A 24,928-nucleotide genomic window follows, 5' to 3' on the forward strand; every position below is an offset into this window, starting at 1 on the left:
TGACGCCCGGGGTCCGCCCCGACACCGTTCCAGTCACCCCGCGCGAGGACACGCCCATGGACCTGTTCGAGCAGGCAAACGACGACGCCCCCCTGGCCTACCGGATGCGCCCCCGACGCCTGGCCGACTACGTCGGCCAGCAGGCGCTGGTAGGGCCGGGCAAGCCGCTGTCACGCATGGTGGAGACGGGCAAGGTGCGCTCGATGATCCTGTGGGGGCCGCCCGGCAGCGGCAAGACCACCCTGGCCGAGATTCTGGCCGAGGAGTCGGGCGCCCACCTGGAGCGCCTCTCGGCGGTCATGGCCGGCGTCAAGGAGATCCGCGCCGCGGTGGAGCGGGCCCGTGCAGCCCAGGGCCAGGGGCAAGTCACCCTGCTGTTTCTCGACGAGATCCACCGCCTCAACAAGAGCCAGCAGGACGCCCTGCTGCCCCACGTGGAGTCGGGCCTGCTGACGCTGATCGGTGCCACCACGGAGAATCCCTCTTTCGAGGTCAATTCGGCGCTGCTGTCGCGAGCCCGGGTGCACGTGCTCAAGTCCCTCGACGAGACGGAACTGATCGAGGTGCTGCAGCGCGCCCTGACCGATCGCGAGCGTGGCCTGGGCGAGCGGCAGATCCAGGTAGACGAGGAGGTGCTTGGCCTGCTGGCTCGCGCCGCTGCCGGCGATGCCCGCCGGGCCCTGGGTCTGCTGGAGACTGCCTGCGACTTCGCCGAGCCGGCGCCGCAGGGCGGCGAGGTGTTGCGTCGCGAGGTGCTGGACGACGTGCTCGGCCACCAGGCGAGCGCCTTCGACAAGCAGGGCGACCGCTACTACGACCTGCTCTCGGCGATCCACAAGTCGGTGCGCTCCTCGCGCCCCGACGCGGCCCTGCTCTACATCGCCCGCTTCATCCAGGGCGGTGGCGACCCGCTGGACGTGGTGCGCCGCCTGACCGCCATCGCCTCCGAGGACGTGGGCAACGCCGACCCGCGCGCCCTGCCGCTGGTCATGGCCGCCTGGGACGCCTACCGGCGCCTGGGCGACTACGAGGGCCAGCGCGCCATCGCCCACGCCGCCCTGCACCTCGCCGTGGCACCCAAGAGCAACGCCATCGACCAGGCCTGGAAGCGCGCGAAGGATTTCGTGGCCGCCCAGCCGAGCCTGGAGGTACCCACCTACCTGCGCAACGCCCCGACCCAGCTGATGGAATCCCTGGGCCACGGCGCGGGCTACCGCTACGCTCACAACGAGCCCCACGGCTACCCGGCCGGCACGAGCCACGACTGCTGGCCGGAGGCACTGCCGCGCGAGCGCTTCTACCGGCCCACGGAGTACGGCCAGGAGAAGCGCTACGGGGAACTGATGGCGTGGCGCGAGCGGCTCGACGCCGAGGCGGACGAAGGCAGCGCGTAGCGCTGACCACCTTGAACCTTGTTACTGGCCGAAGGCCCTATTGCGTCTGGCGAATCACGTCGACGCCATCGGGGACATCGAGCGTGAACCGGTCGGCATCGATGGCCGGGTTCATCTGCACGTCGAGAAACTCGATGGCGGTCTGCTGGCCGGTGCTGTCGGTCATCCGCAAAAAGCGCAGCTGCTCGCCGCGAAAGGTCATCTCCAGCGACTCGAAGAGGGTGTCGGGCGCCTTGGGTACCAGAGTGAAGCTCTCGGCGCTGCCCTGCTGGCTACGCGATACCTCGTAGCTCTCGGTGAGCTCGCTGGCGCTGCCGGAGAGCAGCAGCGCCGGCGTATGGGTGACGCGCTGGTCCAGCGCCTGAACGGTGACCTGCTCCAGATCGGGGTCGTAGAGGGAGACCTCCTCGCCATCCGATACCACCACCTGTTCGTAGGGGGCATCCACCTCCCAGCGGAACCTGCCGGGGCGCGACAACCACATCTGGCCGCGAGCCTCCTGCAGCCGCTCGCCGCTGCCTTCGAGGATCAGCTGCTCGAAGCGGGCCTGGTAGGACTCGAGCGGCTCGAGCATGGCGGTCAACCGTTCGGCGCCCTCGCTGGCCAGCGCCGTCAGCGGCACGGCAAGGGCGGCAACCAGCGCGGCAAAGCATTTCTTCACGGTCATCGTCATGGGTCTCCCTGGACGGTTGCACGACATTCCTGTCACTCGGACTGCCGCGGCGCCGGCGGGTTGCATACCCGCCGACGCTTGCAGGATGGTTGCACGGTTGTCGCTCGCTGTCGCTCGGCGAAGACAGCGTCAATCGCCTGCCGGCGGCGGCGCCAGCACCTCGCGAGCCCCGTTGGTGCCCATGGAGGAGACCACGCCGGCCGCCTCCATCGCCTCCACCAGGCGCGCCGCACGGTTGTAGCCGATCTTGAAGCGGCGCTGCACCGCCGAGATGGAGGCGCGGCGGCTCTCGGTGACGAAGGCCACCGCCTCGTCGTAGAGGGCATCCTGCTCGGCGTCGTCGCCCTCGCCGCCGCCCTCTGCCTCGAGCCCGGTGAGCGCCTCCGCGCTGACCCCGCCGGAGAGGATCTCGTCGATGTACTCCGGCTCGCCGCGGCGCTTCCAGTCCTCCACCACGCGGTGCACCTCGTCGTCGTCGACGAAGGCGCCGTGCACCCGGGTAGGCAGGCCGGCCCCCGCCGGCAGGTAGAGCATGTCGCCGTGGCCGAGCAGGTTCTCCGCCCCGCCCTGGTCGAGGATGGTGCGCGAGTCGACCTTGGAGGAGACCTGGAAGGCCATGCGGGTGGGGATGTTGGCCTTGATCAGACCGGTGACCACGTCCACCGACGGCCGCTGGGTAGCGAGAATCAGGTGGATGCCCGCGGCGCGCGCCTTCTGCGCCAGGCGGGCGATAAGCTCCTCGACCTTCTTGCCGACGATCATGAACATGTCGGCGAATTCGTCGATCACCACCACGATGTAGGGCAGTTTCTCGAGCACCGGCGGATGCTCGTGCATCTGCCAGGGCTGCGGTTCCCACAGGGGGTCGGCCACCTGGGCCCCGGCGCGCTCGGCCTCGTCGAGCTTGGCGTTGAAGCCGGCGATGTTGCGCACCCCCATGGCCGCCATCAGCTTGTAGCGCCGCTCCATCTCGGCCACGCACCAGCGCAGGCCGTTGGCGGCCTCCTTCATGTCGGTGACCACCGGCGCCAGCAGGTGCGGGATGCCGTCGTAGACGGAGAGCTCGAGCATCTTGGGGTCGACCATGATCAGGCGCAGCTCGTCGGGAGTGGCCTTGAGCAGCATCGAGATGAGCATGGCGTTGACCCCCACCGACTTGCCCGAGCCGGTGGTGCCGGCCACCAGCAGGTGGGGCATCTTCCCGAGGTTGGCCACTACCGGGCCGCCGCCGATGTCCTGGCCGAGCGCCAGGGTGAGCGCCGAGGCGGCCTCCTGGTAACGGTCGGAGTCGATCACCTCGCGCAGGCGGATCATCGCCCGGTGCGGGTTGGGGATCTCGATGCCCACCGTGGGGCGCCCCGGGATCACCTCCACCACGCGCACGCTCTTGACCATCAGCGAGCGCGCCAGGTCCTTGGCCAGGTTGCTGATCTTGGAAACCTTCACGCCCGCCGCCGGCTTGATCTCAAAGCGCGTGATCACCGGGCCCGGCCAAGTGTGCACCACCTCGGCCTTGACGCCGTATTCGCGCAGGCGCGTCTCCAGCAGCTCGGCCATCTCGGCGAGCTGCGCCTCGCTGTAGTTCTGCTGGTGGGGCTCGGGCGGCGTCAGCAGGCGCAGGCTGGGCAGCTTGCCGTCGGGCTCCGGCAGGCCGTCGAGCACCGGGCGCTGGCTCTGCAGGTGCTCCACGGTCCACAGCGCCGGCCCTTCCGGCTCATGAGCCGCCGTACGGGCCTGCTCGGCAGTGGCCATGCGTCCCCTGTTCTCATCGTTGTCCGTTCCGACAGCCTCGGACGGCGCGCCGTCGTGGGCGGCGGCGGTCTCGCGCCAGGTCCGTAGCCCGGCCGCCTGGTCGCCCGCTCCCTGGGGCTCGGGCGGGGTGTCCGGCTCGCTCTCGGACGGCTCCGGCGGGGCAAAGGGCGTGCCGGCATGGGGCGCGGGCGCGGATGCCTCAGCCCCCGACGGGGGTTCATCAACCATCGCGTCCCAGCGCAGCCGCGGCTCGTTGTCCGGCACGTCGGGCTCGGTCGGTTGCCAGTCGCCAACGCCCGGTTCGCGGCGCTCCCCACGCCCCGGGCGGGAGGCCGCCTCGGGCTTCGGGGCGGTCGGCTTCGGCGCGGCCGGTTCCAGCGGCGCCGCCGAGCCGGGATCGGCCGCGATGGCCGAGGATTCGGGCTCACGGGCGCTCAGCGGCATGGCCTCGGCGGCCGGGTCGGGCTCGTCACGCCGGGCACTGAGCGACGGCATGACCGGCTCGCGGGGCTCGACCGCGGCGGCGGCCTCGGCGGTCCGCTCCTGCCGTACGGCGTAGGCGGCCGCCGGCTGCTTGGCGGAGGGCGTGCGCTCGGGCACCTCCCAGGGAATCTCGGTGTCGCCGTCATCGCCGTAGCCGGCATCGTGAGCGCCGGCATGCAGCGCCGGCTCGCGGCTCGCGGCTCCGGCACGCCGCCCGGGGAGCCAGCGCCGCCAGCCGCGGCGGGATGCCTCGTCGTCACTGGCCGGTGCTTCTGCCGCCTCCTCTTGCGACTCGTCAACCGCCGCCTCGGTCTCGGCGCCGGCCTCGCTGCGGCGTGCCGCGCGGCGCTCGCGGGCCAGCCCGAAGGGCACCGCCACCCAGCGCCAGAGCCTGAGCGCCCCGTGGCCCAGATCATCCATGACGCTCAGCCACGACAGGCCGCTGAACAGGGGGAAGCCGCACAGCATGGCGGCCACCGCCAGCAAGCCAGTGCCGCCGGTATCCACCAGGGGCACCAGCGCGCCCACCAGCCCTTCGCCGAGAATGCCGCCCGAGGCGTAGGGCAACCGGCTCTCGGGATGGTAGAAGTGCAGCGCGCCCAGGGTGGTGGTACCGAGCAGCAAGAGCACGAGGCCCCCCAGGCGCACGGCGAGCGCCGTGGCATCCCACTCGAAGCGCACCTGTCGCGAGCGCACCAGCCACCAGCCGGCGAAACCCAGCATCCCGGGCCACCAGAGTGCACTGGCGCCGAACAGCGAATAGAGCACGTCGGCCAGCCAGGCACCGATGGGCCCCATCCAGTTGCTCACGCTGGTCTCGGGCCCGCGATGCGACCAGCCGGGGTCCGCCGGCTGGTAGCTGAACAGCGCCAGCAGCAGGAACACGCACGCGGCCAGCAGCACGATCACCACGCCTTCGCGCGTCGCCCCCTGCAGGCGCAGCCCGAACCGTTTGGCGCTCGCTCTGGCCTGTTCGGCCGTGGCCCGTGCCGAGGCCCGCTTTTCCTTCACGCTCAAGTGTTTCCCCCTCGCGCCGCGGCAGCGACGCCTTGCTGGAAGCCTGAAAAGGTGCGAATTCGTCTCCGGGGCTCATCATACCGGCCCGACGCGCCAGCGCACAGGGAGCAGCCACGGTGCTTGAGCTGCCCGGGCAGCACCGTCACACTGAGTGTTCATTCGCGCGGAGACGCCCTGTTCATGCTGCCCTGGCTGCCCCCGTTCCCGGTCCGGTTCCCGCCCGTCACCCAGGCACTGCGTGACCCCGACGGCCTGCTCGCCGCCGGCGGCGACCTGACCCCGGAGTGGCTGCTGGCGGCCTACCGGCGCGGCATCTTCCCCTGGTATGGCGACGACCAGCCGATCCTGTGGTGGAGCCCCGACCCGCGCATGGTGCTCTTTCCCGAGGCGCTGCGCGTCTCACGCAGTCTCGCCAAGCGGCTGCGCAACGGTGGCTTCGCGGTCACCTTCGACCGCACCTTCGAAGCAGTGATCGCCGCCTGTGCCGCCCCGCGACCCGGCCAGCCGGGGACCTGGATCACCGACGAGATGCGCGAGGCCTACGTCAGCCTGCACGCCATGGGCTTCGCCCGCTCGGTGGAGGTGTGGCGGGGTGAGCGCCTGGTGGGCGGGCTCTACGGCGTGGCCATGGGCGGCGCCTTCTTCGGCGAGTCGATGTTCTCCGGCGAGCGCGACGCCTCCAAGGTGGCCCTGGTCCATCTGGCGAACGCCATGCAGGCCGGCGACGGGCGCCTGATCGACTGCCAGATGCACACCGACCACCTGGCGCGGCTCGGCGCGCGGGACATCGCCCGTGAGGCGTTCATCGGCTATCTTGAAGAGTGCCTGAAAACCCCGGCGCCGCGGCGCAGCGGCTATCCGCTGCCCGCCTGGCCGCTGCCAGACAACGCCGTGCGCCCGTCAGCACATCATGCACTCACATAGGAGGCGGTCGCCGTGAGCAGCAATGCGCCCCACCAGCCGGTGCGCGACCTGCGCTTCTTCCTGACGGTGCCTCACGCCTGCAGCTACCTGGAGGGACGCGAGGCCACCACCCTCTTTCTCGATCCTCAGGAGTCCCACAGCGAGGGCGTCTACGACGCCCTGGCCCTGCTCGGCTTCCGTCGCAGCGGACGCCACCTCTATCGCCCCCACTGCGAGGGCTGCAGCGCCTGTCTCTCGGTGCGCATTCCGGTGGCCGACTTCGCGCCCAGCCGCAGCCAGCGCCGCGTACGGCGCCGCAATGCCGATCTCCGCTGGCAGGTGCGCCCGGCGCTCTACGACCCCGAGCACTACGCGCTCTACGATCGTTACATCCGCACGCGCCATGCCGACGGCGACATGTACCCCCCGAGCCACGAGCAGTATCGCACCTTCCTGACCCTGGACGAGCCCTACGCCCGCCTGATGGAGTTTCGCCTGGGGCACCAACTGCTCGGCGTGACCGCCTTCGACCGCCTCGACCACGGCCTCTCGGCGATCTACACCTTCTTCGACCCCGACCCGACCTGGAACCGCCGCTCACTGGGCACTTTTGCGGTCCTCAGCCTGGTGGCCTATGCCCAGCACCTGGGGCTGCCCCACCTCTACCTGGGCTACTGGATCCGCGAATGCCGCAAGATGGCCTACAAGGAGGCTTACCAGCCCCTGGAAGTGCTCGACGGCCGCCACTGGCGACGCCTCCTGACTGCCGGCTGAGCACGGCCTTTCCGCCGGGGGCGCGTGGCTTTGCCTTGACGACCGGCTTGCGGCACAATATCGCGCTATCCTGTCTGGCACGGGGAGTCGTTGTGCGCACCTGCCACCGGCCTCCGCCGCCACGTCAATCCAGACACCATCAGCGAGGAATCGCCTATATGGCACGTGAAGACCATATCGAAATGGAAGGCGTCGTCGTCGATACCCTTCCCAACACCACCTTCCGCGTCGAGCTGGAAAACGGCCACGTCGTGACCGCCCATATCTCGGGCAAGATGCGCAAGAACTACATCCGTATCCTCACCGGCGACAAGGTCAAGGTCGAACTCACGCCCTACGACCTCACCAAGGGTCGCATCGTCTACCGCTCGCGCTGAGCCCACGCTCCCCCGCCTCGCTGCGTCGAGCGTCGCGCCCGGAACAGGCCCCGACGTCTCCAGCCCTGACACGACAACGCCCCGTCCGTAGACAGGGCGCTGTGCGTGCCATCGTTGCGACGGCGATCAGGGCGCGTCGGCCAGCTCCGACTCGGTGGCCAGGTGCAGCTCGTCGTCCTCCACGCTGACGTGAACCACCCCGCCGTGCTCGGCCAGCTCGCCGAACAGGATCAGCTCGGCCAGGGGCTTCTTGAGCTTCTCCTGGATCAGACGTGCCATGGGGCGAGCCCCCATGTCGGGATCGTAGCCCTTCTCGGCCAGCCAGCTGCGGGCTGCCTCGTCCACGTCGAGCTGGACGCGCTTCTCGTCGAGCTGGGCCTGCAGTTCCACCAGGAACTTGTCCACCACGCTGCGCACCACCTCGGTGGGCAGGGAATGGAACTGGATGATGCCGTCCAGGCGGTTACGGAACTCCGGCGAGAAGGTCTTGCGGATGACCTCCAGGGCGTCGGTGGAGTGATCCTGGGTCTGGAAGCCGATCGAGCGACGGGCCTGCTGCTCGGCGCCGGCATTGGACGTCATGATCAGGATGACGTGGCGGAAGTCCGCCTCGCGGCCGTTGTTGTCGGTCAGGCGGCCATGGTCCATGACCTGCAGCAGCAGGTTGAAGACTTCCGGGTGCGCCTTCTCGACCTCGTCGAGCAGCAGCACGCAGTGCGGCTGCTTGGTGATCGCCTCGGTGAGCAACCCACCCTGATCGTAGCCGACGTAGCCGGGGGGCGCACCGATCAGCCGCGACACGGTGTGGCGTTCCATGTACTCCGACATGTCGAAGCGAACCAGCTCGATGCCCATGATGTGCGCCAGCTGACGAGCCACCTCGGTCTTGCCCACCCCGGTGGGGCCGGAGAAGAGGAAGCTGCCCACCGGCTTGTCGGGCGACTTGAGCCCGGCACGGGAGAGCTTGATGGCGGCGGCCAGGCTGTCGATGGCCTCCTCCTGACCGAACACCAGCATCTTGAGGTCGCGGTCGAGGTTCTCGAGCAGCTTGCGGTCGGAGCTGGAGACGCTCTTCGGCGGAATGCGCGCGATGGAAGCCACCACCGCTTCGACCTGGTCGACGTCGATGGTGTCGACGCGCACCTCCGGCGGCAGCAGCCGCTGGTGGGCGCCGGCCTCGTCGATCACGTCGATCGCCTTGTCGGGCAGGTGGCGGTCGTTGATGTAGCGATCCGCCAGGCGCGCCGCGCTCTCCAAGGCCCCATCGGTGTACTTGAGCTGATGGTGCTCCTCGAAGCGCGAACGCAGCCCCTTGAGGATGCGAATGGTGTCCTCCACCGAGGGCGCCATGACGTCCACCTTCTGGAAACGCCGCGCAAGCGCCCGGTCCTTCTCGAAGATGCCACGGAACTCCTGAAAGGTGGTGGAGCCGATGCAGCGCAGATCACCAGAGGAGAGCAACGGCTTGAGCAGGTTCGAGGCGTCCATCACCCCGCCGGACGCGGCGCCGGCGCCGATCACGGTGTGGATCTCGTCGATGAAGAGGATGGAGTTGGGCTGCTTGCGCAACTCGGCCAGCAGGCTCTTCAGGCGCTTCTCGAAGTCGCCGCGGTACTTGGTGCCGGCGAGCAACGCACCCATGTCGAGGGCGTAGACAACAGCGTCGCCGATCACCTCGGGGACGTCCTCCTCGACCACGCGCTTGGCCAGGCCCTCGGCGATGGCGGTCTTGCCCACGCCGGCCTCGCCGACCAGCAGCGGGTTGTTCTTGCGCCGCCGGGCGAGGATCTGGATCACCCGCTCGAGCTCGTGGTCGCGGCCGATCAGCGGGTCGATCTTGCCCAGCCGCGCCTGCTCGTTGAGGTTGGTGGCGTAGCCGGTCAGCGGGTTGGCGCTGGTCTCGGCACTGCCTTCCTCGGCCTCCTCGGACTCCTGGGAGGGCGAGGCCTGGTTCTGACCGTGGCCGGCCACCTTGGAGATACCGTGGGCGATGTAGTTGACCGCATCGACGCGCGCCACGTTCTGCTGCTTGAGGAAGTAGACCGCCTGGCTCTCCTGCTCGGAGAAGATGGCCACCAGCACGTTGGCTCCGGTCACCTCGCTCTTGCCGGAGGACTGCACGTGGAAGACGGCGCGCTGCAGCACGCGCTGGAAGCCCAGCGTCGGCTGGGTCTCGCGATCGCCCTGATCCTCGGGGATCAGCGGCGTGGTGGAGTTGATGAAGTCCTGCAGGTCGGACCGCAGCTTGTCGAGGTTGGCCCCACAGGCCCTGAGCACATCCGCCGCGGAGGCGTTGTCGAGCAGAGCCAGCAGCAGGTGTTCCACGGTCATGAACTCGTGCCGCTTCGAACGCGCCACGGTAAAGGCCGTGTTCAGGGTCAGTTCAAGTTCTTTGCTCAGCATGGCAGTCCCCTTCTCGCCGCCTAGGGCTTGCGTCGGATCTTTCACAGTCCGGCATCAATCAACATCGGGCACAAACGCGACCGTTGCAAGTCGGGCACTCAACGACGCCTTTCACATCCCGTCTGACCATGCCAGCCGTCAGTCCGCTGCCTCGGTATCGCAGAGCAGCGGATGCTGACACTCTCTCGCATATTGATTGACTTGATGGCTTTTGGTTTCCGCGATGTCGCGGGTAAAGATTCCACAGGTGGCCTTGCCGCGGGTGTGAACCGTCAACATGACCTGCACCGCGGTCTCGCTGTCCATGTGGAAGAAGGTCTGGAGCACCTCCACCACGAACTCCATGGGGGTGAAGTCGTCGTTGTGCAACACCACCTTGTACATCGGCGGGCGGGCCAGCTCGGGATCCGAGGACTGCACGGCCAGGTCGCTGTCGTCGTCCTCCTCGGGTCGCGGGCGCTGCGTCATGCCGGCGACAGGACCGGCCAACACCCACCCGCAGAGATCATCTGTCTTGAACATAAGAGCCACACACCATCTCGACAAGCCGGAAACCACCGGGCGCCTCCAGAGCGTTTTGACGCCGCGTCGCCGGCAGGGTTCACCGATTCGTGTCCTCGCCTGCCGTCGTGGCGGCAGGCTCCAACGCAAGGGCCCCTGCCCGCCTGGCGGCGAACAGGGGCCCCGTGCCTGGACGTCGCCCGTTACATGTTGTCGGCGACGGCCTGGCCGAACTCGGAGCACTTGAGCAGCACCGCCTTCTCCATCACGCGGTGGAAGTCGTAGGTCACCTCGCCCTTGGCAATGGCCTTCTCCATGCCCTTGAGCACCAGGTCGGCTGCCTCGATCCAGCCCATGTGACGCAGCATCATCTCGGCGGAGAGGATCAGCGAGCCGGGGTTGACCTTGTCCTGGCCGGCATACTTCGGCGCGGTGCCGTGGGTCGCCTCGAACATGGCCACGGCGTCGGAGAGGTTGGCGCCCGGGGCGATGCCGATACCGCCCACTTCCGCGGCCAGGGCATCGGAGAGGTAGTCGCCGTTGAGGTTCAGGGTGGCGATGACGTCGTACTCGGCCGGACGCAGCAGGATCTGCTGCAGCATGGCGTCGGCGATGACGTCCTTGACCACGATCTCCTTGCCGGTGTTGGGGTTCTTGAAGGTCATCCAGGGGCCGCCGTCGAGCAGCTCGGCACCGAACTCCTCCTTGGCCAGCTCATAGCCCCAATCCTTGAAGGAGCCCTCGGTGAACTTCATGATGTTACCCTTGTGCACCAGGGTCACCGACGCGCGGTCGTTGTCCACGGCGTACTGCAGGGCCTGGCGCACCAGACGCTTGGTGCCTTCCACTGAGACCGGCTTGACGCCGATGCCGCAGTTCTCGGGGAAGCGGATGTTCTGGACACCCATCTCCTCGCGCAGGAACTTGATCACCTTCTCGGCTTCCGGAGTGCCGGCCTTCCACTCGATACCGGCGTAGATGTCCTCGGAGTTCTCGCGGAAGATGACCATGTCCACGTCGGCGGGCTTCTTGACCGGGCTCGGCACGCCTTCGAACCAGCGCACCGGACGCTGACAGACGTAGAGGTCGAGCTTCTGGCGCAGGGCCACGTTCAGGGAGCGGATGCCGCCGCCCACCGGGGTGGTCAGCGGGCCCTTGATGGAGACGACGTAGTCCTTGACGGCCTCCAGGGTCTCCTCGGGCAGCCAGGTGTCGGAATCGTAGACCTGGGTGGCCTTCTCGCCGGCGTAGATCTCCATCCAGTGGATCTTGCGCTCGCCGTTGTAGGCCTTCTGCACGGCCGCGTCGATGGCGATCTTCATGGCGGGCGTCACATCGACACCGATGCCGTCACCCTCGATGAACGGTATGATCGGCTCGTTCGGCACGTTCAGGGTGTTGTCGGCGTTGACGGTGATCTTCTGGCCGCCTTCAGGGACGACGATTTTCTGGAACCCCATTGAGAACTCCCCTGTCTGGTCTGTTCAGTGGAGCGCGGAGTATAGCATTCACCGCGCCGATCGGAGTAGGCTTGGAATCAGATTTGTCGACAATCCATGGTAGCAAGACCTTGGTCGAATGAGCGCCCTCTACTTGTTGCACAAGCCCTACCGCATGCTCTCCCAGTTCACCGACCGTCGCGCCGGGGAGGAGGCGCGCCGTGCGACCCTGGCCGACGCCATCAACGTGCCGGGCATCTACGCTGCCGGCCGGCTCGATTACGACTCGGAGGGCCTCCTGCTGCTCACCGATGACGGGGCGCTGATCCACCGCATCAGCGATCCGCGTCACAAGCAACCCAAGACCTACCGCGTGCAGGTGGAGGGCACCCCGGACGAGGCCGCCCTCGCCGCGCTGCGCAATGGCGTCACCCTCAAGGACGGCCCCACCCGGCCGGCGAGGGTGCGCCGGCTCGAGGCGCCCGAGTTGCCCGAGCGCGACCCGCCGGTCAACCCCCGGCGCCACCCCGAGACCACCTGGCTGGAGCTGACCCTCACCGAAGGGCGCAATCGCCAAGTGCGTCGCATGACGGCCCAGGTCGGCCACCCCACCCTGCGCCTGGTGCGCACCGCCATCGGCCCCTGGCGCCTCGACGGCCTGGCCCCCGGCGAGTGGCGCCGCGAGGCCCTGCACGCCCCGCGGCGCTCGCCGCGGGCCAGGAGGCGTCAATGAACCGCTGGCAACCCCGCGTCACCGTGGCCACCGTCGTGGAGCGCGCCGGGCGCTTCCTAATGGTGGAGGAGCACCCCGACGGCGGAGAAACGGTGTTCAACCAGCCCGCCGGCCATCTGGAGCCGGGCGAGCGCATCCGCGAGGCGGCGCTGCGCGAGCTGCGCGAGGAGACCGCCTGGCAGGTCGGCATCACCGACTACCTGGGCATGTACGTCTATGAGGCGCCGGGCGGCCAGACCTTCCACAGCCACGGCTTCTTCGGCATGGCGCTGGCCCACCTCGGCACGCCCCGCGACCCGGACATCCTGGCCGTGCACTGGCTGACCCTCGAGGAGTTGGAGGCGCTGGAGCGCGCCGGCCGGCTGCGCAGCCCCCTGGTGCTGCGCCGCGTGCGCGACGCCCTGGCCGCCAAGTTCTATCCCATGGACGTGATCCACGAGCGCTAGGCTTTGCCCCGCATCAACAGGCGGTAGAGTGCCGGAATCACCAGCAGGGTCAGCAGCGTCGAGGCGACAAGCCCCGAGATGATCGCCCAGGCCATCGGCGGCCACAGGGTCGACTGGGTCAGCGTCAGCGGCACCAGGCCGGCCACCGTGGTCGCCGTGGTGAGCAGTACCGGCCGCGTGCGCCGCGCCACTGCCGCGATCACCGCCTCGGCCACCGCCAGCCCCTGACGGTGATGGGTATTCATCAGGTCGATCAGCACGATGGCATTGTTGACCACGATGCCGACCAGGGCCACGACGCCCAGGATTGCGGTAAAGCCGAACGACTGACCGGTCAGCCACAACCCCGGCACCACGCCGACGACGGCCAGCGGCACCGTCGCCAGGACGATGACCAGCTGGCGGAAGGAGTTGAACTGCGCCAGCAGGCACACCACCAGCAGCAGCGCGCCGATCGGCAGCGTCTGGAAGAGCGCCGTGTTGGCCTCCCCCGCCGACTCGGCCGCGCCGCCCACGCGAAAGCTCACCCCGGCGGGCAGCTCGAGCCCCTCCAGGCGCGGCAGCACCTCTTCGAGCACGCCGGCATAGGTCCAGCCCTCGGCCACCTCGGCCAGCACCGTCGTCATGCGCTGCAGGTCGCGATGCTGGATGACCGCGGGACGCCAGCCCAGTTCCAGCGCAGCGATCTCGCCGAGGGGCACCGCACGGCCGTCGGCGCCGCTCAGGCGCAGCCCCTCCAGCCCTTGGGTGGGAAAGCGCTCCCCCTCGGGCGCGCGCACCAGCAGCGGGGCGGGATCGCGCTCGCCGCGCCAGGTGCTGACTTCCACGCCGCGACTCGCCCCGGCCAGCGCGCGGGCCACGTCGCCCCGGGTGAGGCCGTGCTCCGCCGCGCGGGCATCGTCGGTGACCACCGCCAGGGTGGCCAGTCCCTCGCCCAGCCGATGGCGCGCGTCCCGGGCGCCATCGGCCTCGCGCACCACGGACAGGATGCGGCCGGCCGCCGCGGCCAGCGCCGCGCGCTGCTCGGCGAACACGCGAATCTCCACCGGCGCCTCCAGCGGCGGGCCCTGACCCAGGCGCCTGGCCACCACCTCGGCGGCCGGCAGGCGCTCCGGCGACACGACCCGCAGCCACGCCATCAGCGCCGGCAGATCATCGCGGCTCCCGGTCTCCACCACCAGCCGCGCCAGGTGAGGCTGGCGCGGCTGCTCGACGAGGTTGTAGTAGAAGCGCGGCCCGCTGAAGCCGGCGAAGCGGTGCACCGCCCGCACTTCCGGCCGCTCGCGCAGCGCCACGGCAAGCGTCTCGGCCCGGTGAGCAGTGACATCGAGGTGGGTCCCCTCAGGGAAGGTGAGATCGACGAGCAACTGGTTACGGTCGGTGTCGGGAAAGAAGTCGTGGTTGAGCAGCGGCGTCATCGCCACAGCACCGGCCAGCAGCACGGCGGCGCCCACCAGCACCCAGGCCGGCCGGCGCACGGCAGCCCCACCCAGGCGCGCGCCCAGCGCCGGCAGGCGCTCGCGGCGTGCTGCCCGGCGCGGCCTGAGGATGACGGAGGCGAACAGCGGGGTGACGAAGACGGCATAGACGTAGCTCATGGCCAGGGTGAGCATCACCATCACCGGGATGGCGCGGGTGAAGTCGGCGGTGTTGCCGCGGGAGAGCAGCAGCGGAACGAACGCCGCCAGGGTGGTACCGGTCGCCGCCAGCAGCGGCATGGCAAGCTCGCGCACCGAGCGGGTCACCGCCTGAGCCGCCGAGCGCCCCTGGTCGCGGTGCCACTGGATGTTCTCCACCATGACGATGGCGTTGTCCACCAGCATGCCCAGGGCGACCACCATGCCGGCCACGGCGATCTGGTGCAGCACGCCGCCGCCCATGGCGTAGAGCGCCAGGGCGGAAAAGGTCACCAGCGGCACGATCACCATCACGGCGAGCCCCAGCCGCGGCCCCATGGCGAGGAACAGCAGTACACCCAGAATGGTGATGCCCAACAGCAGCGACAGGCCCAGCTCGTCCAGGCGACGCTCGACCCAGCGCGGCTGGTAGAAGGTCTCCTCGATGGCCAGCGGCGCGTAAGCGGGCCGCAGCTCCTCGACCAGCGCCCGCAGCCGCTCGCCGACGCGCACCGCGTTGACACGGTCATTGGCCAGCACCACGCCCAGCGCCACCGCCGGCCGGCCGTCGTGCCACAGCCGCGCGGTGGGCGGCTCCTGAGGAGCAAGGTGCACGTCAGTGAGCTCGCCCAGCGGCACCTGATCCCCCTGCCGGGTGCGAATCGGCGTGGCGGCGAGGGCCTCGAGCGAGGCGAACTCGGTCTGCGGGTCGAGCACCAGCGAGCGCCCACCCACCCTGAGGCTGCCGCCGGGCGAGGTGAGGTTGCGCGAGGCGAGCTGGTCGCCGAGCGCCCGCGCGTCGAGGCCGGTCCGCTCCGCCAGGGTGTCGTCCCAGCCGATCACCACCTGCTGCCCGGGGTCGGCGAGCAGGTCGATGCGGGCGATCGCCTTGAGCCGGAAAAGATCACGCCGCAGCCGCTTGGCCGCCTCACGCAACTCGAGCAGGTCCGTGGAGCCGGTGACCGCGAGCACCACGCCATGGGCGTCCGAATCGCGGTCGCTGATGTCGGCCTCGCCCACCCCCTCGGGAAAGCGGCGGCTGGCCCGCTCCACGGCGATGCGCACTCGCTCCCAGGCGGCATCGGTGTCGTAGACGTGCTCGTGCATCTCGAGGGTGAAGTGGGCCACCCCCAGGCGCGCGGTGCCGATGATGTCGTTGATCTGCTCGACCTGAGCCAGCTCCTCCTCCAGGGGGTTGAGCACCAGCCGCTCGACCTGCTCCGGCTGGGCGCCGGGATAGGGCACCAGCACCTGGCCGAAGCGGTAGGGGAAGAAGGGATCCTCCTGGCGGTCCATGGCCATCCAGGCCGCCAGGCCGAGCAGCGCCAGCAGCCCCGCCAGGGTGAGGATCAACCGCCGGTAGCGCAGCGAGGTGAGCAGCCAGGTCATGGCAGCACCTTGACCCGGTCCCCCGCCGTGAGGCGCCCCTGGCCGGCCGTCACCACCCGGTTGCCCGCCGAAAGCGACGGCGACGACACCGCCACCCAGCCCTGGGCCAGCCGGCCCGGTGTCACGGCGACGCGATGCACCCGTTCATCGTCGTCCAGCACCAGCACGTGCGGGTCGTGGCCGCCCGGGTCGACGACCGCTGCCAGGGGCACCTGCAGAGCGGGTGGTGCCGCCGCGGCCAGCTGCACCCAGAGCGATTCGCCCAGCGCCGGCGCGGTGGCGGCATCGACGGCAATGACCACCGGCGCCATGCTCGCACCCGCCCCGCCGATGTCGCGAACCTGGCCGGCAACGCGCTGTGCGCCGAACGTCGCCATCAGCTGCGCAGGCTGGCCCACCGCCAGCCGCTCGGCCAGGGAGGCCGGCACCCGGATTTCCACCTCGCGCGCGCCCAGGCCGGCCAGGTTCAGGATCGGCTGGCCGGCGGCGACGAACTCGCCCGGCTCGACCAGCAGGTCAGTCACCTCGGCGGCGAAGGGCGCGCGCAGAGTGAGCTCGTCGAGCTGGGCCGCGGCCTCGTCGCGCCGGGCCAGGGCCTGCTCGCGGGCCTGAACGGTGGCATCGCGCTCCGCCACCAGCCGATCCAGCTCATCCTCAGCGCTGTGGTTGCGCTCGCGCAGCGTGCGCACGCGGGACACGTCCTGCTCCAGCCGGCGCAGGCGCGCCTCGAGCTCGCGCACCCGGGCCTCGGCGGCCGCGAGCCCCGGGGCCATGGCCGGGTTGTGGAGCCGCGCCAACGGCTCCCCCGCTTCAACGCGCTGACCGCGACCCACCCGCCGCTCGCGGAGCACGCCGGCGTGCAGGAAGGCCGGCGACGCTCGCTTGCGGGCGCGCAGCGTGCCGGGAAAGCGATAGCGCGCCTCGGCCGCCGAGAGGCGCACCGCCACGCTGCGCACCGCAGGCAGCGCCTGCGCAACAGGCTCGCCTCGAGCGGGCTCGGCATGGACGCTCGCCAACACAGGAGCTACCAGCATCAACGCAGCCCTCAGGGCCCATCGCTTCATCGCCTTCATCGCCGCCTCCCAATAACGAACTGGCCGACCAGTCAATTATCCGCTCAAAAAAACGCCTCAGCCGCGGGGGGTAACCCCTTCCATGAAGATCGTCAGGAAATCCGCCAGAAACGCCTCATCGCTGCCCATGCCCGGCCATTGCTGATGATGAGGCTTCGCCTCGAACCACTGGGTGCAGGCCATCACGAACACCGCGATCACGTGGGTGGGGTTGACGTCGCCGCGCAACAGGCCGCGCTGCTGCGCCTGGCGAACCCATTCGGCCCCCGCCCCAACGAGCTTGGCATCCAGCTCGCTGCAGGTGTCGTCGCCTTCCAGGTGGGTCCAGGCGAACAGCCGCACCACGCCGGGGTTGTCGCGCAGGAAGTGGAAATAGGCTTCCACCGACGAGCGCAGCAGGGCCGCATCGGGTTCGCCGGCCTCCTCGAGCATGGCCATCTGGGCCGTGAAATAGCGCTCGAAGGCGCGATCCTTGACCGCCTCCCACAGCTTCTCTTTGCTGCCGAAGTGGTGATGAATGAGGCTCTTGGTGACGCCCGCCGAGCGCGCCAGGGCGCTCAGCCGGACGGCGGAGAAGCCCTGATCGACGAACAGCGCCTCGGCGGCATCGAGGAGGCGGGTGCGGGTGCGCTCGGGGTCGCGGGTCTGGACGGTCGTGTTCATGCTCCCCAGCCTAGTTTTAACTGGTCGGCCGGTCAATTATTTGACCAGTACTACCGCATCACTTCGCTGACCTGTGGCCATGGGACATCTCGCGCGAGGCTGATCCGTCGACAGGTCCCGGGGCGCCGGACCGTCGATGAGGCGCTGTGACCCCCTCCCTGGGCGCTACCTTCGCCATCCATGGCGAAGGACCTCCTCTTCGACCTGTCCCCGGCGCCTCTTGCTTGCGCGGCTTCACGGATGAAGCCGTGGCGCAAGATACGCTATAATCCCCGCCCATTTGAGACACATCACCCGAGAGCGCCCATGACCGCCACCCCAGGCAAGGTGATCGTCGGCATGTCCGGCGGCGTCGACTCCTCCGTTTCCGCCCTGCTGCTGCTCGAACAGGGCTACCAGGTCGAAGGCCTGTTCATGAAGAACTGGGACGAGGACGACGGCACCGAGTACTGCACCGCCAAAGCCGACCTGGCGGACGCCCAGGCCGTGTGCGAGAAGCTCGGCATCAGGCTCCATACGGCCAACTTCGCCGCCGAGTACTGGGACAACGTCTTCGAGCACTTCCTGGCCGAGTACCAGGCCGGCCGCACGCCGAACCCGGACATCCTCTGCAACCGCGAGATCAAGTTCAAGGTGTTCCTGGAGTACGCCGAGATGCTGGGCGCCGAGCGGATCGCCACCGGCCACTACGTCCGCCAGGGGGTGGTGCGCGGCGACGCCGACGGCCAACTGCGTCCGCGGCTGCTCAAGGGTGTGGATCCCAACAAAGATCAGAGCTACTTCCTGCACGCCGTGCCCGAGGCCGCCATCGCGCGCACCCTCTTCCCGGTGGGCGAGCTGGAAAAGCCCGAGGTACGCGCCCTGGCCGAGCGTCATGGCCTGGCCACTGCCAGGAAAAAGGATTCCACCGGCATCTGCTTCATCGGCGAGCGGCGCTTTCGCGACTTCCTCAAGCAGTACCTGCCGGCCCAGCCCGGCGTGATCGAGACGCCCGAGGGCGAAGTAATCGGCGAGCACATGGGGCTGATGTACTACACCCTGGGCCAGCGCCAGGGGCTGGGCATCGGCGGGCTTGCCGACCACCCCGAAGCGCCCTGGTACGTGGCCGCCAAGGACCTCGCGCGCAACGTGCTCGTCGCCGTGCAGGGCAAGCACCACCCGCTGCTCTATACCGACAGCCTGGCCACCGAGCCCATGGACTGGGTGGCCGGCGAGCCGCCGGTGGCCGAGGGACACGTCACCGCCAAGGTACGCTACCGCCAGACCGACGTGCCCTGTACTCTCCACACGCGGGAGGATGGCGGCGTGGAAGTGCGCTTCGACGCGCCACAACGTGCCGTCACGCCGGGGCAGTCGCTGGTACTCTACGACGGCGCGATCTGCCTCGGCGGCGGGGTGATCCGCGACACCTGGAATGCCACGGAGGGCCGCCCATGACCGCCACGACCCCGATCCACCGCGCCCCGGACTCGCCGGTGGCCCGCCAGGCGCTGGCGCTGGCCGGCGTCTTCCAGGCGGCGAGCCTGGTCGACGAGCTGGCCCGCACCGGGCAAACCGAGCCGCGCCCCTGGGAGACGCTGATCCACGCCACCGTGGACACCAATCCGGAGAGCTTCGAAGCGATCTACGGCGGCCACCCCAACAACCTGCGCCGCGGCCTCGAGGTGCTCGAGGCGGTGGTGGGACGCCGCCAGGCCAATCCCGCGGTCATGCGCTACGGCTTTTCGATGCTGCTGCTGATGAACAAGCTGCGCACCAACACCGCCATGATGGATGCGCTGGGCACGCAGCTCACCCGCATCCAGGGTCAGGCCGAGCACTTCGGCGCCACCCACGAGAACGTCATCGCCAGCCTTGGCGAGGCCTACCAGGAGACGCTCTCCACCTTCAAGACGCGCATCGTGGTGCAGGGCGACCCGTCGCTGCTGCAGAACCGCATGATGCCCGAGCGGGTGCGCGCCATCCTGCTCGCCGGCATCCGCTTCGCCCTGCTCTGGCATCAGCAGGGCGGCCGGCGCTGGAAGCTGGTCTTCCAGCGCGGCGCCCTGAAGAAAGCCCTCGACCAGCTTTCCTGAGCCCTTCGTTTCCCCTTGATCACCCAGACCCGGAATTCGACCATGCAACCCGCTGCCCTGCCTCTCTCTGCCCTGACCGCCCTCTCCCCCGTCGACGGCCGCTACGCCGCCAAGGCGGCCAGCCTGCGCGAGCACTTCAGCGAGTTCGGCCTGATCCGCGCCCGCGTCACCGTCGAGGTGCGCTGGCTGCAGCGCCTCGCCGAGCAGCCCGGCATCACCGAGGTACCGCCGCTCTCCGCCGCGGCCACGGCCTTCCTCGAGGCGCTGGTCCGTGACTTCTCGGTGCCCGACGCCGAGCGCATCAAGGCCATCGAGGCCACCACCAACCACGACGTCAAGGCAGTGGAGTACTTCCTTAAGGAGCGGATCGCCGAGGTTTCGGAGCTCCACGCCGTCACCGAGTTCGTCCACTTCGCCTGCACCAGCGAAGACATCAACAACCTCTCCCACGGCGTGATGCTCACCGACGGCCTCGCCGCCCTGCTGCCGGTGATGCGCGAGGTCGCCGACGCCGTGGCCCGCCTCGCCCATGAGCATGCCGCACTGCCGATGCTCTCGCGCACCCACGGCCAGACGGCGAGCCCCACCACGCTCGGCAAGGAGATGGCCAACGTCGCCTATCGGCTGCGCCGCCAGCTGAAGCAGATCGAGGGCGTGGAGATCCTCGGCAAGATCAACGGCGCGGTGGGCAACTACAACGCGCATCTCGCCACCTATCCGGAGGTGGAGTGGCAGGCCAACGCGCGCACCTTCGTCGAGGGCCTGGGACTCACCTTCAACCCCTACACCACCCAGATCGAGCCCCACGACTACATCGCCGAGCTGTTCGACGCCATCTGCCGCTTCAACACCATCCTCATCGACTTCGACCGCGACGTCTGGGGCTACATCTCGCTGGGCTACTTCAAGCAGAAGACCGTGGAGGGCGAGATCGGCTCCTCGACCATGCCCCACAAGGTCAACCCCATCGACTTCGAGAACTCCGAGGGCAACCTGGGGCTGGCCAACGCCGTCCTCGGCCACCTGGCGCAGAAGCTGCCGATCTCGCGCTGGCAGCGCGACCTCACCGACTCCACGGTGCTCAGAAACCTCGGCGTGGGGCTGGCCTACGGTCTGATCGCCTACCACGCCTCGCTCAAGGGCATCGGCAAGCTCGAGGCCAACCCGGCGCGGCTGGCCGAGGACCTCGATGCCAGCTGGGAGGTGCTCGCCGAGCCCATCCAGACGGTGATGCGCCGCTACGGCATCGAGAAGCCCTACGAGAAGCTCAAGGAGCTGACCCGCGGCAAGCGCATCGACCAGGCCGGCTTCGCCGCCTTCATCGATACCCTGGAGCTGCCGGCCGAGGTGAAGTCCGAGCTCAAGGCGCTGACGCCGGCCACCTACATCGGCAACGCCGCCGAGCAGGCGCGCCAGCTATGAGTGGCTCCGACTCGCCCCTCACCCTGCTCGGCGGTCTGAGCGCCGCCGAGTTCCTGCGCGACCACTGGCAGCGCGAGCCGCTGCTGATTCGCGGCGCCTTCCCCGATTTCCAGTGCCCGCTCGACCCCGACGAGCTGGCGGGACTGGCCTGCGAGGAGGGCATCGAGGCGCGGATCGTCGAGGAGCGCGGCCGCGACGGGCCCTGGCAGGTGAGCCACGGCCCCTTCGACGAGCGCACCTTCGCCAAGCTGCCCGAGCGCGACTGGACGCTGCTGGTGCAGGCCGTGGACCACTACGTGCCGGAAGTGGCCGAACTGCTCGACCACTTCTCCTTCCTGCCCCGCTGGCGTCTCGACGACATCATGATCAGCTACGCCCCGCCGGGCGGCAGCGTCGGCCCCCATGTCGACCAGTACGACGTCTTCCTGCTGCAGGGCAGTGGCCGGCGCCGCTGGCAGCTGGGCGGCAAAGTACCCGACGACGCCCCGATCCTCGCCGGCATCGACCTGCGCATTCTCGAGCGCTTTGACGTGGAGCCGGGACACGATTGGGTTCTCGAACCCGGCGATATGCTCTACCTGCCGCCCGGCTGGGCCCACCACGGCGTCAGCCAGTCCGACGACTGCCTGACCCTCTCGGTGGGCTTCCGGGCACCCTCGGCGGATGAGGCGATCACCTCCTTTGCCGACTACCTGGGCGAGCAGCTGCCTGCCTCACAGCGCTACGCCGACCCCGGCATGACCCCGCCCGTCGATCCCGCGGAGCTTGACGACGCCGCGGTCGCGCGCATGCGCCGGCTGATCCTCGACACCCTCGACGACCCCGCTCAGCTCGCCCAATGGTTCGGGCGGGTGATGACCCAGCCCAAGTACGTCGACCAGCTGGTTGCCGCGGAGACGCCGACCGAGATCGCCGACCTTGTCGCCGAGCTACAGGCCGGTGCCGAACTGCTCCGCAGCCCCGGCTCGCGCTTTGCCTGGCGCGCCCTGGACGTCGACCGCGCGACCCTCTTCGCCGATGGCGACGGCCTTGACTGCTCCCTCGAGCTGGCCCGGGCCCTGGCCTCCGACGCCCCGCTGGACGCCGAGCTGCTCGACATTCCCGGGGCTGCCGAGGTGCTCGCCACTCTGCTGGATGCCGGCAGTCTCGCCTGGGACGACGAGGAGGAGTGAACGCATGCCAAGCGCCATGCCCGCCAAGGTCGAGATACAGGAAGGCAGCTGGGCCGAGCTCGGCGCGCCAGCCAGCGAGATCCGCCGCGTTGTCTTCATCGAGGAACAGCAGGTCCCCCGGGAAGAGGAGTGGGACGGGCGCGACGACGCCTGTCGCCACTTCCTCGCCCGGCTCGACGGCACCCCCGTGGGCACCGCCCGGCTGCTGCCCGATGCCCATATCGGCCGGGTCGCCGTGCTCGCCGAGGCGCGCGGCCGGGGCATCGGCGTAGCGCTGATGCAGGCCGCCATCGACGCCGCGCGCCGCGACGGCCACCCGGCCGTCGAGCTCGCCGCCCAGACCCATGCCCTGCCCTTCTACGAGCGGCTCGGCTTCCAGGCCTTCGGCGGCGAGTTCCTCGACGCCGGTATTGCGCATCGCAATATGCGCCTCTCCTTCGTGCCTTGACCCGCCTGCGGCACCGAAACTCGACTACAGGAACGCTGCCGGCCACCGCGCTTTTGTAGTCGAGCTACAACGTCTCCTGCCCCCAAGTGTCAATTGTTGAACCCCGTCGTCGTGCGCCATAGTGGAACCAAGACGAGGTTAAAACAGCCGTTCGGTCCCGTCCTTTCCCTCGAGCACCAATGGCCTGTATCACCTCGACGGCGGTTCGACCAAGGCCGTAGAGACTTCCTCCACGATCTGGTTGAACCTGATTATCACTTCGCAGGTGCAGCATGGCCCGCTCCGGCTCAGTCCATGCCACCGCCACGCGAACGAGACGGCAGCGATGCGCCACCCCGAGGCTCTCGACGTCGTCGCTATTCAACAGACCGGAAGGATGGTTCCATGTCATATCAAGACGACATCAAGGCACTGGCTCAACTGCGCGAGGCCCAGCGGGGCAAGTGGGCGCACATCAGCCCCGAGAACGTCGCGCGCCTGCGCGCCCAGAACCGCTTCAAGACCGGCCTGGACATCGCCCGCTACACGGCGAAGATCATGCGCGAGGACATGGCCGCCTACGACGCCGACAGCTCCCAGTACACCCAGTCCCTGGGCTGCTGGCACGGCTTCATCGGCCAGCAGAAGCTGATCTCCATCAAGAAGCATTTCGGCAGCACCAAGCGCCGCTACCTCTACCTCTCCGGCTGGATGGTTGCCGCCCTGCGCTCCGAGTTCGGCCCGCTGCCCGACCAGTCCATGCACGAGAAGACCAGCGTGCCGAGCCTGATCGAGGAGCTCTACACCTTCCTGCGCCAGGCCGATGCGTGGGAGCTCAACCACCTGTTCCGTGACCTCGAGAACGCCAAACAGACCGGTGACACCGCCAAGGCCGAGGAACTGATCGCCAAGATCGACAACCACGAGACCCACGTGGTGCCGATCATCGCCGACATCGACGCCGGGTTCGGCAACGCCGAGGCCACCTACCTGCTGGCCAAGAAGATGATCGAGGCGGGCGCCTGCTGTATCCAGCTCGAGAACCAGGTCTCCGACGAGAAGCAGTGCGGCCACCAGGACGGCAAGGTCACCGTGCCCCACGAGGACTTCATCGCCAAGATCAACGCCGTGCGCTACGCCTTCCTGGAGCTCGGCGTGGAAGATGGCGTCATCGTCGCCCGCACCGACTCCCTGGGCGCCGGCCTGACCCAGAAAATCGCCGTGACCAAGGAACCGGGCGACCTGGGCGACCAGTACAACAGCTACCTGGACGGTGACGAGATCACCTCGGCCTCCGACATCGACAACGGCGACGTGGTGATCAAGCAGAACGGCAAGCTGGTCAAGGTCAGGCGCCTCGCCTCCGGCCTCTACCAGTTCAAGCCGGGCACCGGCGAGGACCGCGTGGTGCTCGACTGCATCACCAGCCTGCAGAACGGCGCCGACCTGCTGTGGATCGAGACCGAGAAGCCCCACGTCGGCCAGATCAAGGGCATGGTGGACCGCATCCGCGAGGTGTGCCCGGATGCCAAGCTGGTCTACAACAACTCGCCCTCCTTCAACTGGACGCTGAACTTCCGCCAGCAGGTGTTCGACGCCTGGGAAGCCGAGGGCAAGGACGTCTCCGCCTATGATCGTGCCGACCTGATGAACGCGAAGTACGACGACACGCCGCTTGCTCAGCTGGCCGACGAGTGGACCCAGAACTTCCAGCGCGACGGCTCGCGCGAGGCCGGCATCTTCCACCACCTGATCACCCTGCCGACCTACCACACCGCGGCGCTGTCCACCGACAACCTGGCCAAGGGCTACTTCGGCGAGGAAGGGATGCTGGCCTACGTGGCGGGCGTGCAACGCAAGGAGATCCGCGAGGGGATCGCCACCGTCAAGCACCAGGACATGGCCGGTTCCAACATCGGTGACGACCACAAGGAATTTTTCCACGGCGACGCCGCGCTCAAGGCGGGTGGCAAGGACAACACCATGAACCAGTTCGGCTGATCGTTCCGCCGAACCACACGACTGGAACCCTTGGGGAGGCCTTGCGCCTCCCTTTTTTCGTCAGACGCCGCACTTGCACAGGATTTGTCGACTTCGCCCGTGCCGGTCATGGCACCCTGCCGCGACACGGTGGTCAAATTCGGCACACTTGGTTAAGCTTATTGCAGAACAGTGTTCCCTAACCTGCTAGACCCG

Annotated in this window: 20 protein-coding genes; 12 read left to right on the top strand and 8 right to left on the bottom strand. The window is 68.9% G+C overall.

Translation table 11 applies throughout. From position 1 onward, the window contains the following. Positions 1–56: 56 nt before the first annotated feature. On the top strand, positions 57–1,394 hold the full coding sequence (locus FEF15_RS09055; RefSeq protein WP_163558836.1) for a replication-associated recombination protein A: 1,338 nt from the start codon (positions 57–59) through the stop codon (positions 1,392–1,394). A gap of 37 nt (positions 1,395–1,431) precedes the next feature. Here FEF15_RS09055 and lolA read toward each other — a convergent pair whose 3' ends face one another. Both lolA and FEF15_RS09065 read right to left on the bottom strand, forming a co-directional pair. Beyond that, on the bottom strand, positions 1,432–2,061 hold the full coding sequence (gene lolA, locus FEF15_RS09060; RefSeq protein ID WP_163558917.1) for an outer membrane lipoprotein chaperone LolA: 630 nt from the start codon (positions 2,059–2,061) through the stop codon (positions 1,432–1,434). Positions 2,062–2,196: 135 nt separating this feature from the next. Then, positions 2,197–5,319, bottom strand: a complete 3,123-nt coding sequence (locus FEF15_RS09065) for a DNA translocase FtsK (protein WP_240454122.1) — start codon at positions 5,317–5,319, stop codon at positions 2,197–2,199. A 180-nt stretch (positions 5,320–5,499) separates the two neighbouring features. Between FEF15_RS09065 and aat the strand changes: the two genes are divergently transcribed. The 3 genes from aat to infA all read left to right on the top strand — a co-directional run bounded on the left by aat (position 5,500) and on the right by infA (position 7,373). Beyond that, entirely contained in the window at positions 5,500–6,243 is a 744-nt protein-coding gene (gene aat / locus FEF15_RS09070; RefSeq protein WP_163558837.1) for a leucyl/phenylalanyl-tRNA--protein transferase, read from the top strand. Between the two features lie 12 nt (positions 6,244–6,255). Beyond that, a complete protein-coding gene (locus FEF15_RS09075) occupies positions 6,256–6,996 on the top strand; it encodes an arginyltransferase (protein WP_163558838.1) in 741 nt (246 codons plus the stop codon). Positions 6,997–7,154: 158 nt separating this feature from the next. Then, on the top strand, positions 7,155–7,373 hold the full coding sequence (gene infA, locus FEF15_RS09080) for a translation initiation factor IF-1 (RefSeq protein ID WP_010627817.1): 219 nt from the start codon (positions 7,155–7,157) through the stop codon (positions 7,371–7,373). A gap of 126 nt (positions 7,374–7,499) precedes the next feature. Here the strand turns inward: infA and clpA are convergent, their stop codons facing one another. The 3 genes from clpA to icd all read right to left on the bottom strand — a co-directional run bounded on the left by clpA (position 7,500) and on the right by icd (position 11,737). Continuing rightward, positions 7,500–9,776 (bottom strand): ATP-dependent Clp protease ATP-binding subunit ClpA, encoded by a 2,277-nt coding sequence (gene clpA, locus FEF15_RS09085; protein ID WP_163558839.1) that lies wholly within the window; start codon positions 9,774–9,776, stop codon positions 7,500–7,502. 138 nt (positions 9,777–9,914) lie between these two features. Further along, entirely contained in the window at positions 9,915–10,244 is a 330-nt protein-coding gene (clpS, locus tag FEF15_RS09090; RefSeq protein WP_163558919.1) for an ATP-dependent Clp protease adapter ClpS, read from the bottom strand. Positions 10,245–10,480: 236 nt separating this feature from the next. Then, positions 10,481–11,737: an NADP-dependent isocitrate dehydrogenase gene (gene icd, locus FEF15_RS09095; RefSeq protein WP_163558840.1), complete on the bottom strand. Its 1,257-nt coding sequence runs from the start codon at positions 11,735–11,737 to the stop codon at positions 10,481–10,483. Positions 11,738–11,855: 118 nt separating this feature from the next. Here icd and FEF15_RS09100 point away from each other — a divergent pair, with 118 nt between their 5' ends. Both FEF15_RS09100 and FEF15_RS09105 read left to right on the top strand, forming a co-directional pair. Continuing rightward, positions 11,856–12,449 carry a pseudouridine synthase gene (locus FEF15_RS09100; protein ID WP_163558841.1) on the top strand — a complete coding sequence of 198 codons (594 nt, stop codon included), beginning with the start codon at positions 11,856–11,858 and terminating at the stop codon, positions 12,447–12,449. Further along, complete coding sequence (locus FEF15_RS09105; RefSeq protein ID WP_163558842.1) at positions 12,446–12,895, top strand: NUDIX domain-containing protein; 450 nt, start codon at positions 12,446–12,448, stop codon at positions 12,893–12,895. The genes FEF15_RS09100 and FEF15_RS09105 overlap by 4 nt, the downstream gene beginning before the upstream one ends. Here the strand turns inward: FEF15_RS09105 and FEF15_RS09110 are convergent. From FEF15_RS09110 to FEF15_RS09120, 3 genes are all read right to left on the bottom strand, one after another. Beyond that, on the bottom strand, positions 12,892–15,900 hold the full coding sequence (locus tag FEF15_RS09110; protein ID WP_163558843.1) for an efflux RND transporter permease subunit: 3,009 nt from the start codon (positions 15,898–15,900) through the stop codon (positions 12,892–12,894). The genes FEF15_RS09105 and FEF15_RS09110 overlap by 4 nt on opposite strands. Further along, positions 15,897–16,934, bottom strand: coding sequence for an efflux RND transporter periplasmic adaptor subunit (locus FEF15_RS09115; protein ID WP_163558844.1), 1,038 nt, complete (start codon positions 16,932–16,934; stop codon positions 15,897–15,899). Before FEF15_RS09115 ends, FEF15_RS09110 begins: the two co-directional genes overlap by 4 nt. A 96-nt stretch (positions 16,935–17,030) precedes the next feature. Next, on the bottom strand, positions 17,031–17,636 hold the full coding sequence (locus tag FEF15_RS09120) for a TetR/AcrR family transcriptional regulator (protein ID WP_163558845.1): 606 nt from the start codon (positions 17,634–17,636) through the stop codon (positions 17,031–17,033). 306 nt (positions 17,637–17,942) lie between these two features. Here FEF15_RS09120 and mnmA point away from each other — a divergent pair, with 306 nt between their 5' ends. The 6 genes from mnmA to FEF15_RS09150 all read left to right on the top strand — a co-directional run bounded on the left by mnmA (position 17,943) and on the right by FEF15_RS09150 (position 24,733). Further along, entirely contained in the window at positions 17,943–19,073 is a 1,131-nt protein-coding gene (mnmA, locus tag FEF15_RS09125; protein ID WP_163558846.1) for a tRNA 2-thiouridine(34) synthase MnmA, read from the top strand. Continuing rightward, entirely contained in the window at positions 19,070–19,711 is a 642-nt protein-coding gene (gene hflD, locus FEF15_RS09130; protein WP_163558847.1) for a high frequency lysogenization protein HflD, read from the top strand. Before mnmA ends, hflD begins: the two co-directional genes overlap by 4 nt. A gap of 57 nt (positions 19,712–19,768) precedes the next feature. Then, positions 19,769–21,133 carry an adenylosuccinate lyase gene (gene purB / locus FEF15_RS09135; protein ID WP_163558920.1) on the top strand — a complete coding sequence of 455 codons (1,365 nt, stop codon included), beginning with the start codon at positions 19,769–19,771 and terminating at the stop codon, positions 21,131–21,133. Continuing rightward, positions 21,130–22,305, top strand: coding sequence for a cupin domain-containing protein (locus FEF15_RS09140; RefSeq protein WP_163558848.1), 1,176 nt, complete (start codon positions 21,130–21,132; stop codon positions 22,303–22,305). Before purB ends, FEF15_RS09140 begins: the two co-directional genes overlap by 4 nt. A gap of 16 nt (positions 22,306–22,321) precedes the next feature. Then, a complete protein-coding gene (locus tag FEF15_RS09145) occupies positions 22,322–22,753 on the top strand; it encodes a GNAT family N-acetyltransferase (RefSeq protein ID WP_163558921.1) in 432 nt (143 codons plus the stop codon). A gap of 384 nt (positions 22,754–23,137) precedes the next feature. Beyond that, positions 23,138–24,733, top strand: a complete 1,596-nt coding sequence (locus tag FEF15_RS09150) for an isocitrate lyase (protein ID WP_163558849.1) — start codon at positions 23,138–23,140, stop codon at positions 24,731–24,733. Positions 24,734–24,928: the final 195 nt, after the last annotated feature.

Origin of the sequence: Halomonas sp. NO4 (assembly GCF_010994375.1) — a bacterium.
In the GTDB taxonomy this organism is placed as follows: domain Bacteria; phylum Pseudomonadota; class Gammaproteobacteria; order Pseudomonadales; family Halomonadaceae; genus Halomonas.